Below are 12,640 nucleotides of genomic sequence, written 5' to 3' on the forward strand. Positions count from 1 at the left end.
TTATACGTAATAGACAATTTAAGTAACACATTTGTTCCATTTATGATTAATGTTTTGAATATATCCATTAATTTTATTTATAAGAATCACAAAATCCACCTTTTTTTGCACGCCACTTAATTTAATGTGGATTTAAATTGAGTTTACCTCGTAATGGGAATTCCAATTGGATTGCGCATATATAACAACCTCATTTCGGACAGAATAAGTAATAACAACTACTGATTTCATTTTAAGTGAGGTGTTATACGATACATACGACAAAACAAAAAAGACTTGTGGTGCAAAGTATAACTACATTTAGTTTACTAATAACGACTATCTTTACACCCATGCTTATTTACATTGTTTATGGATTACAGATTTCGAAAGGCTTTGAGGGATACTGGCCATCAATCTTGTTTTATACAACTTATATGACGGGTGTGTTTATCTGGATACCTATTGTGAATAAGGCTGGGATTCACCGCTCCTTATATTGGACTGTTTCTATTCTGATAGTATCATTACTTAGTGTTACTTTCTTTGGATGGATTTCAAGATGGCTAGAAATAAGTGCGTTAGTTTCTGGTTTTGCAGTTAGTACAATTTCTACCATGACGAGTACTTTATTGTTTCTACATGTGGAAGGCGGGGGAATGGTTTATAATAAAAATCAACAAGCGATTATTATTGGTATCGTTTTTCTCTTACTAATAATCGTATTGTTAGCGATTAGTTTTCTATCGCCGCCGCTGATAACATGCATATATGGGATTTGTTTAATCAGTATCCTTTTTGCTATAAAAAAAATGCCGAGAACAGAGTTAGCCAAAGGGCTTTTACCTATCTCCATCGTATCGGTTGTAGGAAAGTTTCTTTTTGTCTCAATGCTTATTCTTTTGATACGAACAAGTCGTAACATAAATAATGAACAATATATTTTCTATTTTTTTCTACTCTCTATAGCGCTTATTTGTTTCATGTTTTTGAGTTTGTTGAAAGGAAAGTTCTTTCATAAACTTTCATCTTCTTTACCAATTCGCTTAAAGGCAGAATCATTTTTACTTGGATTAGGAAATGGATATTTATTTTTGATGGGTATTTTTTATAGTTTTACTTTCTATAACATGTTAACCTGTATTTTCATTGTAGTTGGACCATACCTATTAGGGATTTTGATGTCCATATTTTTAGATATCAAAGCTGCTAAGAAAGTTAATCCAATCCATTTGTTTTTAGTAAGTACTTTAATCATGATATTTGGGTTTTATTCTCCAATATTTATAGTCCTTAGCGTTACATTTGGGAGCTATGCCATTAATAGTATTTCTTCTCAAAATAATATGAAAGTATATATGGTGAATGCTACACATAGAGAGCTTTCTTTACTCATTTACACAACATGGAGAAATATGGGGAATATATTTTTACAATTTTTTATATTGATTGTGATTGTGGGAGTAGGGGTCTTTTACGATGTCGAATGGTCGCAACTTTTCCAAACAATTGTTGGGAAGGGTCAAATGCAGATTGAAGGGTTATCCGTACAACGATTGATGTTTATGTTAGCAATTTGCTGTTGGCTTGGCATGGTGGGCTTAGGTATGTGGATTGGTAAAAAAGCTAATCCCAATATTGCTTAAAAAGTAACTCGAAAAATATCAATACTAAAACTACAAAAAACAAACAAACTCGTCCTACTAAGAGGGGAGTTTGTTTGTTTTTTGTTTAGATAATGGAATGTTCATGCAAAATTGTACACTATGTTCCATATTTTTTATAGAATATTTTATATCTAGCGTTTCGAAAATTTGTTTAACAATATATAAACCTAAACCACTTCCTCCAGTATTTCGATTCCTTGATTTTTCAATTCGATAAAATGGTTTGAAAATTTGTTGTATATCTTCTTCTTTAATATTGACACCTGTATTCATAATTTGCATTTTGATTTGACCTTGTTCAGAATCCTCACTTAACTTTATATAGACTTTTTCATTATGTGGTGAATACATAACCGCATTATGGATAACATTTTTACATGCTTTTTCAAAAAGAACACAATCTGTATAAACAGAAAGGCCAGAATCAATTTCTTTTATTATTTGGATGCTTTTTTGAGAAGCAAAAAATTCGAGATCTTTTGTGATTGTATCTATTAACTTCGAAAGATTAACTTTTTCTACCTTTAGTTTAAAGGTGTGTTGTTCTAATTTCGACATGCTTAAAATTTCACGAACTAATTGTTCCATACTTTCAATAATTTGATGATTTTTCTTTAAATATTGATCACGATTTTGATAAGGGCCAATATTGTATATCATCCCTTCTAAGTATCCTTTCATTACAGTAAGAGGGGTCTTTAATTCATGTGCTACAATCGCAAAAAACTCTCTGCGTTTTGTTTCTATTTCTCTTTCTTTTTCAATATCATTTTTTAATTGTTGATTTGCTTTTTTTAAATCAAACATAGCTTGTTGTAAGTTAATAGACATGTCATTCAAACTATTAGATAATTCTCCTAACTCATCTGTAGAGCGAACCTCAATTTTTTCGGAGAAATCTAAATTTGCCATCTTTTGTGCACCCTCATTAATATAAATAAGTGGTTTTGTAATAAACCTGGAATAGAAATAAGCACTCCCTACACCAATTACGAGTACAATGATACTAATATAGGGGAGAAAGCGTACTAAAACCTGTGAAGCTTCATCAATCGGTTGAAATGTAGCAAAGACTATAAGCGTTAAACTACCATCTTGGAATTGAATTGGTTGCGTAACGTTATATGAATTGCTAAGGGTACCTGCATTCTCGAACCGTGTCGCTCTAGTAACTACTGTTGTTTGCGAACCACTTTGAGTAAAAGAAAATGAAGGAGAGTATTTAATTATTCCCTCATTATTTTGAAGATAAAGCATCGCATTATTTTTTTTGGCATATTCATCAAAAAGTGGTATCGCATCTTGAAACGTAAGATCTTTAGACTTATCAATGATTTCTTTTATCCCTGTTTGAAGTTGATCTGTTTTGTATTGCTCATAAAACGTAGGGAGAAAGAAGTATAAAGTTAAATAAATCAATACTGCAAAGGATAACAAAATGAGAGAGGTAGTCATAAAGAGTTTATAAGTAATTTGCTTCATCTTCATGATTTTCACAATACTATTCATCAATTTTATAACCAATACCCTTTATTGTTTTAATATAAGGGATAGCTAACTTTTTACGTAGGTTTTTAATATGTGTATCAATTATTCGCGTTTCGCCAAAATAATCGTATCCCCAAACTTTTTCTACGATATTTTCTCTTGTGAGTACTTTTCTCTCGTTTTGAAATAGTAGTTGTAGAATTTCAAACTCTTTTGTCGTTAATAAAATTTCAACTTCATTTACATATACTTTATATGCATCAACATCGACACGCACTTCTTTAAAAACCAAATGATTATTTACATTTTTATCATAACTTCTTCTCAGTACGGCTTCGACTCGTCTAATCAAAACATGAAACGAAAAGGGTTTTGTTATATAATCATCGATTCCAAGATCAAACCCTTTCATTTGATCTTCTTCTTCTTCTAACGCAGTTAGCATAATAATTGGTACATTTGACTGGCTTCGAATCATCTTGGAAACTTCAAATCCATTAAGATTGGGCATCATTACATCTAGAAGAATTAAATCAAAGGATTGCTTATTAAATTGTGTCATACCCTCTAATCCATCTGATGCAACTACAACTGTATACTGTTGTGTCATTAAAAATTGTTTAATTAATTCCTGAATTTCTTGATCGTCCTCTACCACGAGAATATGATAGTTCCTCATAATATCACCTCTGATAGTCATTATAGCCTTACTATCTGGAGTTTATGTGGAGATGAATTAGGAGACTTCACAGGACGGTTACTGTGTTAGCTCCACGTTCAATAAGATGAACGATTAATATTTAAGAAAAACTAATGTATAATAATGTAAATCGGGTGTGATTTCTTAAATCGTATGAAAATATACTTTTACTTCTTTACCAAGAGGAGAAAAGGAAATGAATTTCAATATAAAAGAAGCTACTGGAATTCTAGAGCGCGTGCCACAAACTTTGGAGTTTTTTTATCTAGTTTATCTGGCGAATGGCTACATTGTAATGAAGAGGAAGGAACTTAAAATACATTCGAAGTAATTGAGCATTTAATTGATCAGGAGAAAAAACGAAATGTTACAGAAATTCAAGGGATATGATAAAAAAAGCTATGGCCACAGCGATAAAGTAAAGGTTTTGGAATCATTATTTGATGAATTTCCACCGAAATATAGATTACCACTTAATTACATTCAAGACTTTTGGAATAATAATTTCCCGAAATGTTTTTCTATAAACCAAAATACTATTAATATCATAAATACTCTAAAGTCACATATTAAAATTGGAATTATAACAAATGGCTCAACTCAGAGGCAAAAAGCTAAAATAATTAATACGAATTTGAATCGTTATTTTGATACAATCATTATTTCTGAAGAAACGGGATTTAGTAAACCTGACAAACGCATATTTGAATTAGCATTAAATAAGCTAAATGTACAACCAGAAGATGTACTATTTGTTGGAGATGACTTAGAAAAGGATATTGCTGGTTGCCAAAATGCAAATATAAAGGGTATATGGTTCAATCCTAATATGATTAAGAATAATACCGACACAAAACCATATGCCGAGATTACTTCTTTCGATAATTTATTAAGTTATTGCGGAGAGATAAATTTCCGAAAATAGTAAAAAGATAGATTTCACTTAATTTCATTGACCGTATGAGAAGTTTTAAAACAATATTTATTTACGATAATATAGAGAGGATATTGAGCCAGGAGCAAATCATTTATGTGTGTTAATGAAGATCTACAAAGCATGTTTAATATATGCTTTATAAATTATAGAGGAGTGAGACTATGGAAATAAAAAATGTAGTAGTCAGTGGAATAAATATTGCAGTCATAAGAAACGATACGGTAGTAATATCCGACGTTCAATCTGCATTAGATCTTATGGCAACAGTTCAATATGAAGTGGATTCGAAGCGGATTGTTATCAATAAATCTTTAATAAGTGAAAGTTTCTTTGACTTAAAAACACGTCTTGCGGGTGATATTCTTCAAAAGTTTATAAACTATAGTGTGAAAATTGCTATCGTCGGGGATTTTTCTATGTACACTAGTAAAAGCTTAAAAGACTTCATTTATGAATGTAATAAAGGTAATGATATTTTTTTCTTAGCAACTGAGCAACAAGCATTTGAAAAGTTAAGCTCATTGAAATAAAGATATAAAATGTATTTCGAAAGAGGCATCCGTGATGGTGTCTCTTATTTGTATCTTTATATAAACATGTTTTTCAAATTTAAATTTTGTACCGGTACAGTAACTGCAAATGTACATTGTTACAATATCCCTTCAAACTTACAATCAGCATATACTATTTTAACTTATAGCTAATAAGGGGTGCTGATTATGACAAGTTTACAAGATCAACTGTTTACAAGATTGAACCTTGAAAAACGTACTGAAGTAAAATTTGAAGAACTAAGTTCAATACTTTTTGCATTTGCACATACTATACCGTTTGAGAATTTGGATGTTATTGCAGGTAATACGAATACAATTTCTATGGAAAACTTACAGGAGAAAATTTTAACTAGATCCCGCGGCGGACTTTGTTATGAATTAAATACTCTTTTTTATTATTTTTTAAAAGATAGTGGTTATGATGTACAACTCGCATTAGGTACCGTATACAAAAATGATATAAACGCTTGGGCACTTGAGGATGGACATATAACAATTATTTTAAATTATGATAACGTACTGTACTTAATTGATGTAGGTATTGCTTCATTAGTACCTCTCGTTCTTGTACCTTTTACTGGTGAATCCGTTTCTTCTAAAAACGGTTCGTATCGAGTGCGACGAAAAGAGACTAGTAAAGGAAATTATGTTCTAGAAAGAATAGATGCTAAAGGAGAGTGGACAGTTTGTCATGCTTTTTATACTCGTATTATTGATGAGTCAGTAGTAAACGATGTTCAAAAAAGAGTAATAGAAGATGAGAAATCTATTTTCAACAAAGGACCTATCGCAGTAAAATTGACAGATTTTGGTCATATTTCTTTAACAAATACAAGTATAACTGAAATTAATTGTGGTCAAAAAACGAAGCGTGAAATTACAGAAAATCAATATAAAGAGCTTTTATATACTTTATTTGCTATTAAGTTATGAATAAACAAATAGCCGGTTCTTATTCAGAATCGGCTATTTGTTTAATTTTTGGTTTAAAAGTTTTTTTTCTAATATGTTTTGGAAACTGCGGTATAGTTAGTGTTTTTAGCGTTTCTGCAGCCTCTTCATACGTATGAAAAACGGGTTCTTTTCCATTGTCTCCTTGCAAAACTAGTCCTTCATCTCGGATTAAATACGGCATAAAATTATTCCTTTAAGTAGAATATTGTGTTCTTTTGAAGCAGAATGATACGATTTAAAGTTTGATTTTCTTAATAGATATAATACACTAGAACAGTATAAAAAAGTATATGCAATGAATATTGGAAGCAAAGGAAGATTATTATGTCAGTAATTGATAAATTGAAATTAAATAAGTATACAAATATGGTCGTTATTAACGAACCGAGTGATTATGACATTTTTACAGGGAAAGAAACTGCATTTTCAAAAGAACACGATGCCATTTTTATTTTTGTAGAAACTCTTGATGAGATGGTGAAGCAGACGAATTATATTATTAATAATGAAGAGTTACTAATTGAAAAAGGTTATGTGTTTTTCGCATATCCGAAAAAAGGTAATGATCGTTACAGTACGTTTATTCATCGTGATGAGATGTTTCCAGCATTACATGTTGGCGACGACGGTTATGTAGGAAAGAGCGATATTAAATTTGCACGAATGGTAAGTATGGATGACGTCTTTACTGTTGTAGGCTTAAAGCGTGAGAAGAAAAAAGCAAAGAAAACGCCTGCTGCGAGTCAATGTGTTGCTGATTATGCAGATCGTATTCAAGATGTTGAAGCATTATTAGCTAATCATCCGAATGAACTTAAGTTTTATCAAAGTTTAACACCCGGATATCAAAAAGATTGGGCTCGTAATTTATTTTCTGTGAAACAAGAAAAAACACGTGATAAACGTCTTGAGAAAATGATTGAAATCCTTTCACAAGGCTATAAAACAATTGAATTATTCCGTAAGAAGAAAAAATAACGATTAAGAACGTCACAATGATGCAACAATTAATTACGTTTTGCACATTGAAAAAAGGATTCCTTTCAGTATACTGAAGTATGTTCTTATATTTAAATAATTAGCAAAAGAGAAAAGGTGTTTGGAATGAAATCGTATATTGTAGTTGGAGCTGGAATTTTAGGAGCATCTACTGCTTATCATCTTGCTAAGGCTGGTGCGAAGGTTACTATTGTAGATCGTCAAGAGTTAGGTCAAGCAACTGACGCAGCAGCAGGTATTGTCTGTCCATGGCTGTCGCAACGTCGTAATAAAGCATGGTATAAAATCGTTAAAGGCGGGGCGCGTTACTATTCTTCGTTAATTCAGCAATTAGAAGAAGACGGTGAAACGGATACAGGTTACAACCGTGTAGGTGCAATTAGTTTACATACTGATGAGAAAAAACTAGATCAAATGGAAGAGCGAGCGTATAAACGCCGTGAAGATGCACCGGAGATTGGTGAAATCACTCGCTTATCAGCTGAAGAAACGAAAAAATTATTCCCAGCATTATCGGAAGAATATAGTTCTGTTCATATTAGTGGTGCTGCACGAGTAAATGGAAGATTATTACGCAACGCATTAATAAGCGCTGCGAAAAAACATGGTGCAACTTTCATAAAAGGTGATGCAGTATTAGTCCGTGAAGGGCATCATATTACGGGAGTTAAAGTAAATGAAGAAACACTTGTAGCGGAAAAGGTAATGGTAACCGCAGGCGCATGGGCGAACGAAATCTTGAACCCATTAGGAATTAATTTCTTAGTTACGTTCCAAAAAGGACAAATTGTTCATTTGCAAATGGAAAATACAGCAACAGAAAATATGCCAGTTGTTATGCCGCCAAATGATCAATATATTTTAACATTTGACAATGGTCATGTAGTAATTGGTGCAACACATGAAAATGATACTGGTTTTGATCACCGTGTGACTGCTGGTGGTTTACATGAAGTATTCCATAAAGCATTGGCGGTGGCGCCTGGTTTAGAAGATGGTACAATGCTTGAAACGAGAGTTGGATTCAGACCATTTACACCAGGATTCTTACCTGTTATCGGACCACTACCTAACTTTGAAGGTATTCTCGTTGCGAACGGATTAGGGGCTTCAGGTTTAACGGCTGGTCCATACTTAGGAGCAGAATTGGCTAAACTAGCGCTCGGACAAACAATTGAATTAGATTTAAATGATTATGATGTTGCTGGTGCAATTGAATAACAAAAAAGATTAGGATTCGCTCCTAATCTTTTTTATTTATAAATAATTTTTTGGTTAGTTATATCACAATCAATTCCAAAACGAGATATTTTGAATCAGTGAAACAGTTAGAATAAGTGTTGATGCGGAACCACCAGATAATAAAGTTACTATTTTTCGCCCATTCTGTTCTTCTGAAGGTTTTATAAGTTCTGTAATCAGCACAATCCATATTATTATAGATACTATAGAGATAATATTTATGGACATATGTAACACACCCCTTCTTGTTTTACATAAACAGTTCTTTATAAAATAAAAACAGTCTAACAAGAAAATATGTACAGCGCTACAAATTAGGATTTTCCTGTTAGTCCTCCTTTTTTAAATAGAAATACCACTGATAAAATAATGATTACAGCTTTTAAACTGCCCCAATATGGATAAACAGCATGATCTGTTAAACTAGCATGTTGAAAAATATTCTCTAAACCGAAAATCCCAATAATGACTGCCAAAAGAAATGCAGCTTTTCCTATAGTCGTATTACTATAGAGGGTAAATAAGTATATTGCACATATAAGTGGTAAGATGATTTGTAGTAAGATTGTCATCGATTTCCCCCCTAATTTATATATTTATAATTATATAATAAAATGTAATATAAAGGAATCTGAGTTAATCGATGTAAAAAGGGAAATGTAATAATTTTTAAACTCAACATATATCTATATAGAATCTATCAAAAACGGACGTGTATGAAAAGGAATTTCCGATTAAATGTCTATAGTTTTGATACTAATAGAACAACTCACATCATATTCTTCTATTAAAAAAGAATAAAAAGGGGGTTAAAGTTAATTGACAAAAGTTAAAGTTAGTTTACGACCCATTGTTCATAACTTAAATTTACCAACTGTAATAAAAACAGCTATTCTTCCAAATGAATCGACTGAAAGGCTATTTATAGCAACTCAATTAGGAGAAATTTTTTACATAGGAGACGGAGTAATAAAGACCTTTTTAGATATTCGTCAACGAATTATCAAATTAGGTACATCTGAAGAAGGCGTTTCTAGTAGTGGCTATGATGAGCGAGGATTGCTAGGACTAGCGTTTCATCCACAATTTCATCAAAACGGTTTATTTTATCTTCATTATTCAGTAGCTGGAACTCAAGGACCGGGTGCGCTTTCTGAACAATTTAAACCGAATCCTTGCGACCCTAAAAATTTAAACTTAAAGTGGGTAAAGAGAGATACTCAATATGATCATATCGATACAGTTGAGGAATGGATTTTACAATCACATGGTCAACCTCAAAAACGAAGAACATTACTTAATATAAGAAGGCCATTTTTTAATCATAATGGAGTCAATAGTTTAAATTTTTCACCGGAGACTGGAAAACTTGTTTTTACAAATGGAGACGGCGGATCAGGTTATGATCCATTTAATTTAAGCCAAGATGATTTAGAAATAGCAGGTAAAATAATTGAAATCGATATCAGTAAAAATACATTTATAAATAAACCTCCAGTTGTTACACGTTTTAATGAACTTCCTTTATCTATACAAGAAATACTTACAGTAATTGCGAAAGGAGTTCGTAATATAACAGGTATTTCATTTCAAAGATTTTATAATCAATATGTAAAATATGCTGGGAATGTCGGACAGGATATTGTAGAGTCTATTTTTTCATTTACTCATTATAAACCAATACCGGTTACCGAACTTGTTCAAACGTATTTAATGAGCTCTACTCCTAATCAAGGAGGATTTATTAACTTTGGTTGGCGAGGATGGGAGGGCGTTTTGCCCACTTCTTTTATAAGACACTGTTCTGAGAATCCAACTTTGGATGAGAGAACAATGGCTTATTATGATGAAACAATACAAACATCAGTGAAACGTATTCAGCCTCTAATTAGTTATTTTCATAAAGATTTCAGGGCCGATAAGTTCGGGGGAACTTCACTTACAGGAGTTCATCCATATATGGGGACTGCAATTTCGAATTTAGCAGGTAGCGTGGTGTTTACTGACCTTGCCAAGAAAGAAGAATCTCAATCTCCAGTTAAGGGTGTTTTAGCCTATACTATGGCAGGTACAGACGGTAAACAAAATGACTTTCATGTTATTGAAACCAATTATGATTTTGGTGCTCAAGCAGCTTATTATGTTAGTTTGGGAGCAAATTTGGATCAAACTAGATTATATTTAGGCGTTTATGGTTCTATGAAAGTATCTGATTTTAACAAAGGTACTATTTTTGAAATTGTTCCTTGATACGGTATAAAATCTAAGTCTAAAAATATAAAGAATTCATTCTTCTTCAAAATGCACGACCTGTCGTCCCCCTAAAAAACCTCTATGTATAAATGTCTATTGTATAGTAATTGATAACTAGCAGAAGGTAACGCATAAACAATAAGTGTATGAATAAGATAGAAAGTGATGAATTAAGTATCTTTAGGAGGTATTTTGATGAATCGCTTTAGATGCTATTGGTATCAATTGATGATAGCGCATGATACGAACTTTATTATAAAAAGAAAGATAACTCCTGCAAGTAGGTTAGTCATTACTGCTTTATTGGGTTCACTTGCCACCATTTTTCAATCTGCTGGGAACTTAATCCCTGGTATAGGGTTATTTATTAGTCCCTTCTCGACGCTACCGATTTTTCTCGCTATTTGTTATTCTATTCGTGAGGGAGTACTCTCTTATATTCTTACTATTTTCCTCTTATTCATTATTCAGCCAAGTGAACTAATTGTCTTTCCCTTTACTACAGGATTATTAGGTATAGCGTTAGGAGCATCCTTTTTACGATTCAAGAGGAGGATTTGGATAGTATCCTTTTCAGCGATATGTCTACTTATAGGGATTATAATCGTTCTCGATATCTTTCATTTTCCAGTACTAGGTCCTATGGTTCATACAACTATGGATATAAAAGTTATTACGTTAATATTTATACTGAGTTTTCTATATTGCTGGATCTTTGCAGAGCTGTGTAGAATAATTGTGAATAGAGTATATAAAGTATGGTCTTAACAATTGTATAAAATCTTTTTGAAAGAATATACTTTCCAATATATTTTCAAAGATTGGAGATTTAAGTCATGTATAATGTTGAAATTAGAAGGCCGAATTCGGATGATATTGATGAACTAAATTTGTTTTTTCGTATAGTTATTACGAATACTTATAAAAACGAAGGGTTATCACAATTATTAGATGACATAGAAAATGAAATTAACTCGAAAAAGCAATATTTGAAAAATGATTTTGATAGTAATGGAGAAAATCGTTACTTTTTATTAGCAATAGATATAAGTAACGATAAAATCATTGGAACAATTGAAGTCGGTCCAGCAAGTACATTGATTAATAGTTGTACAGGCGGTGTACTTAAGGATTTGTATGAAATAGGAACTGTATTTATACTTCCAGAGTATCAAAGAAAGGGTATAGGGAGTTTACTACTAAATACAATGTATCTTGCATTACTTAGCAGAGGAATAACAGAATACTGTTTAGATAGTGGATACAAAAAAGCGCAAAGTATATGGACGAAAAAGTTTGGAAAACCTAGTTATGTACTAAAAGATTATTGGGGAGAATCAAACGATCATATGATTTGGAAAAAGAGTTTGCATGATATACCTATAATATTTGAATTTTAAAATGAAATGTGCCTCTGAACATAGCTTTTCTTACGTATGTATGCTATTATTTATCTTTATAATAAAAGAGGACGTGAATGAACTTGATTAAAATTAATATCCCTGAAGCTGATGTTTCAATTACTGAACGTAAACAAGTTATTAAAGGAGACGAGCCAATAATTACTCCAATTAACGGTTTTATCGATTTCCACTTGTTCCCTAGAGATAAAGGCGGCATTTTTATGTTTTACAATATTAATGACGAACTTCTTTTCGTAGGTAAAGCTCGTAAAATTAGACAACGTATTAAAAAGCATTTTGAAGACAATGTTTCACCAATTAAAAATCATCGTGATGAAGTATATCGCATCGATGCATGTATCGTAGAAGATCCAACAGAAAGAGAAATTTACGAAACATATATCATTAATGAATATAAAGCAAAATATAACGTTGAAAAAGTATTCTATAAATAAGCAACATAA

General features: G+C 31.9%; 14 protein-coding genes and 1 pseudogene. 10 read left to right on the plus strand and 5 right to left on the minus strand.

Annotated features, from left to right (window positions below; all coding sequences use genetic code 11):
• The first annotated feature begins 332 nt into the window (after positions 1-332).
• Complete coding sequence (locus ACP6L7_RS11620; RefSeq protein WP_097829491.1) at positions 333-1,625, plus strand: hypothetical protein; 1,293 nt, start codon at positions 333-335, stop codon at positions 1,623-1,625.
• Positions 1,626-1,682: 57 nt separating this feature from the next.
• Here ACP6L7_RS11620 and ACP6L7_RS11625 read toward each other — a convergent pair whose 3' ends face one another.
• The gene (locus tag ACP6L7_RS11625; RefSeq protein WP_097829250.1) at positions 1,683-3,155 is read right to left on the minus strand and encodes a sensor histidine kinase; all 1,473 of its coding nucleotides are present in this window, start codon (positions 3,153-3,155) and stop codon (positions 1,683-1,685) included.
• Positions 3,148-3,813, minus strand: coding sequence for a response regulator transcription factor (locus ACP6L7_RS11630; protein ID WP_016095431.1), 666 nt, complete (start codon positions 3,811-3,813; stop codon positions 3,148-3,150). The genes ACP6L7_RS11625 and ACP6L7_RS11630 overlap by 8 nt, the downstream gene beginning before the upstream one ends.
• Positions 3,814-4,189: 376 nt before the next feature.
• Between ACP6L7_RS11630 and ACP6L7_RS11635 the strand changes: the two are divergent.
• The 3 genes and pseudogenes from ACP6L7_RS11635 to ACP6L7_RS11645 all read left to right on the plus strand — a co-directional run.
• Positions 4,190-4,759 (plus strand): annotated as a pseudogene (locus ACP6L7_RS11635) (HAD family hydrolase); the annotation flags it as partial.
• Between the two features lie 173 nt (positions 4,760-4,932).
• Positions 4,933-5,301, plus strand: coding sequence for a DUF4180 domain-containing protein (locus ACP6L7_RS11640; protein WP_097829251.1), 369 nt, complete (start codon positions 4,933-4,935; stop codon positions 5,299-5,301).
• Between the two features lie 189 nt (positions 5,302-5,490).
• Positions 5,491-6,258 carry an arylamine N-acetyltransferase family protein gene (locus ACP6L7_RS11645; protein ID WP_430529237.1) on the plus strand — a complete coding sequence of 256 codons (768 nt, stop codon included), beginning with the start codon at positions 5,491-5,493 and terminating at the stop codon, positions 6,256-6,258.
• Between the two features lie 19 nt (positions 6,259-6,277).
• On the opposite strand, the gene ACP6L7_RS11650 is transcribed toward ACP6L7_RS11645, so the two are convergent.
• On the minus strand, positions 6,278-6,460 hold the full coding sequence (locus ACP6L7_RS11650; protein ID WP_097829253.1) for a hypothetical protein: 183 nt from the start codon (positions 6,458-6,460) through the stop codon (positions 6,278-6,280).
• Between the two features lie 143 nt (positions 6,461-6,603).
• Here ACP6L7_RS11650 and ACP6L7_RS11655 point away from each other — a divergent pair, with 143 nt between their 5' ends.
• A complete protein-coding gene (locus ACP6L7_RS11655; protein ID WP_097829254.1) occupies positions 6,604-7,257 on the plus strand; it encodes a YdeI/OmpD-associated family protein in 654 nt (217 codons plus the stop codon).
• Between the two features lie 126 nt (positions 7,258-7,383).
• Positions 7,384-8,499 (plus strand): NAD(P)/FAD-dependent oxidoreductase, encoded by a 1,116-nt coding sequence (locus ACP6L7_RS11660; RefSeq protein WP_097829492.1) that lies wholly within the window; start codon positions 7,384-7,386, stop codon positions 8,497-8,499.
• A 69-nt stretch (positions 8,500-8,568) separates the two neighbouring features.
• On the opposite strand, the gene ACP6L7_RS11665 is transcribed toward ACP6L7_RS11660, so the two are convergent.
• Both ACP6L7_RS11665 and ACP6L7_RS11670 read right to left on the minus strand, forming a co-directional pair.
• Positions 8,569-8,748 (minus strand): hypothetical protein, encoded by a 180-nt coding sequence (locus ACP6L7_RS11665; RefSeq protein ID WP_097829255.1) that lies wholly within the window; start codon positions 8,746-8,748, stop codon positions 8,569-8,571.
• 86 nt (positions 8,749-8,834) lie between these two features.
• Positions 8,835-9,092, minus strand: a complete 258-nt coding sequence (locus ACP6L7_RS11670) for a hypothetical protein (protein WP_097829256.1) — start codon at positions 9,090-9,092, stop codon at positions 8,835-8,837.
• A gap of 247 nt (positions 9,093-9,339) precedes the next feature.
• On the opposite strand from ACP6L7_RS11670, the gene ACP6L7_RS11675 reads away from it, so the two are divergent.
• The 4 genes from ACP6L7_RS11675 to ACP6L7_RS11690 all read left to right on the plus strand — a co-directional run bounded on the left by ACP6L7_RS11675 (position 9,340) and on the right by ACP6L7_RS11690 (position 12,631).
• Entirely contained in the window at positions 9,340-10,770 is a 1,431-nt protein-coding gene (locus tag ACP6L7_RS11675) for a PQQ-dependent sugar dehydrogenase (protein ID WP_097829257.1), read from the plus strand.
• A gap of 198 nt (positions 10,771-10,968) precedes the next feature.
• On the plus strand, positions 10,969-11,541 hold the full coding sequence (locus tag ACP6L7_RS11680; RefSeq protein ID WP_097829258.1) for a YybS family protein: 573 nt from the start codon (positions 10,969-10,971) through the stop codon (positions 11,539-11,541).
• A gap of 68 nt (positions 11,542-11,609) precedes the next feature.
• Positions 11,610-12,173 (plus strand): GNAT family N-acetyltransferase, encoded by a 564-nt coding sequence (locus ACP6L7_RS11685; protein ID WP_097829259.1) that lies wholly within the window; start codon positions 11,610-11,612, stop codon positions 12,171-12,173.
• A 77-nt stretch (positions 12,174-12,250) separates the two neighbouring features.
• A complete protein-coding gene (locus tag ACP6L7_RS11690) occupies positions 12,251-12,631 on the plus strand; it encodes a nucleotide excision repair endonuclease (protein WP_097829260.1) in 381 nt (126 codons plus the stop codon).
• The last annotated feature ends 9 nt before the right edge of the window (positions 12,632-12,640 follow it).

It is taken from the genome of Bacillus silvicola (assembly GCF_050524305.1).
In the GTDB taxonomy this organism is placed as follows: domain Bacteria; phylum Bacillota; class Bacilli; order Bacillales; family Bacillaceae_G; genus Bacillus_A; species Bacillus_A cereus_AT.

Excerpts from the sequence above, each read along its gene's own strand:
- ACP6L7_RS11620 (WP_097829491.1), top strand. The coding sequence starts at position 333 with ATGCTTATTTACATTGTTTATGGATTACAGATTTCGAAAGGCTTTGAG.
- ACP6L7_RS11625 (WP_097829250.1), bottom strand. The coding sequence starts at position 3,155 with ATGAATAGTATTGTGAAAATCATGAAGATGAAGCAAATTACTTATAAA.
- ACP6L7_RS11630 (WP_016095431.1), bottom strand. The coding sequence starts at position 3,813 with ATGAGGAACTATCATATTCTCGTGGTAGAGGACGATCAAGAAATTCAG.
- ACP6L7_RS11640 (WP_097829251.1), top strand. The coding sequence starts at position 4,933 with ATGGAAATAAAAAATGTAGTAGTCAGTGGAATAAATATTGCAGTCATA.
- ACP6L7_RS11645 (WP_430529237.1), top strand. The coding sequence starts at position 5,491 with ATGACAAGTTTACAAGATCAACTGTTTACAAGATTGAACCTTGAAAAA.
- ACP6L7_RS11650 (WP_097829253.1), bottom strand. The coding sequence starts at position 6,460 with ATGCCGTATTTAATCCGAGATGAAGGACTAGTTTTGCAAGGAGACAAT.
- ACP6L7_RS11655 (WP_097829254.1), top strand. The coding sequence starts at position 6,604 with ATGTCAGTAATTGATAAATTGAAATTAAATAAGTATACAAATATGGTC.
- ACP6L7_RS11660 (WP_097829492.1), top strand. The coding sequence starts at position 7,384 with ATGAAATCGTATATTGTAGTTGGAGCTGGAATTTTAGGAGCATCTACT.
- ACP6L7_RS11665 (WP_097829255.1), bottom strand. The coding sequence starts at position 8,748 with ATGTCCATAAATATTATCTCTATAGTATCTATAATAATATGGATTGTG.
- ACP6L7_RS11670 (WP_097829256.1), bottom strand. The coding sequence starts at position 9,092 with ATGACAATCTTACTACAAATCATCTTACCACTTATATGTGCAATATAC.
- ACP6L7_RS11680 (WP_097829258.1), top strand. The coding sequence starts at position 10,969 with ATGAATCGCTTTAGATGCTATTGGTATCAATTGATGATAGCGCATGAT.
- ACP6L7_RS11685 (WP_097829259.1), top strand. The coding sequence starts at position 11,610 with ATGTATAATGTTGAAATTAGAAGGCCGAATTCGGATGATATTGATGAA.
- ACP6L7_RS11690 (WP_097829260.1), top strand. The coding sequence starts at position 12,251 with ATGAACTTGATTAAAATTAATATCCCTGAAGCTGATGTTTCAATTACT.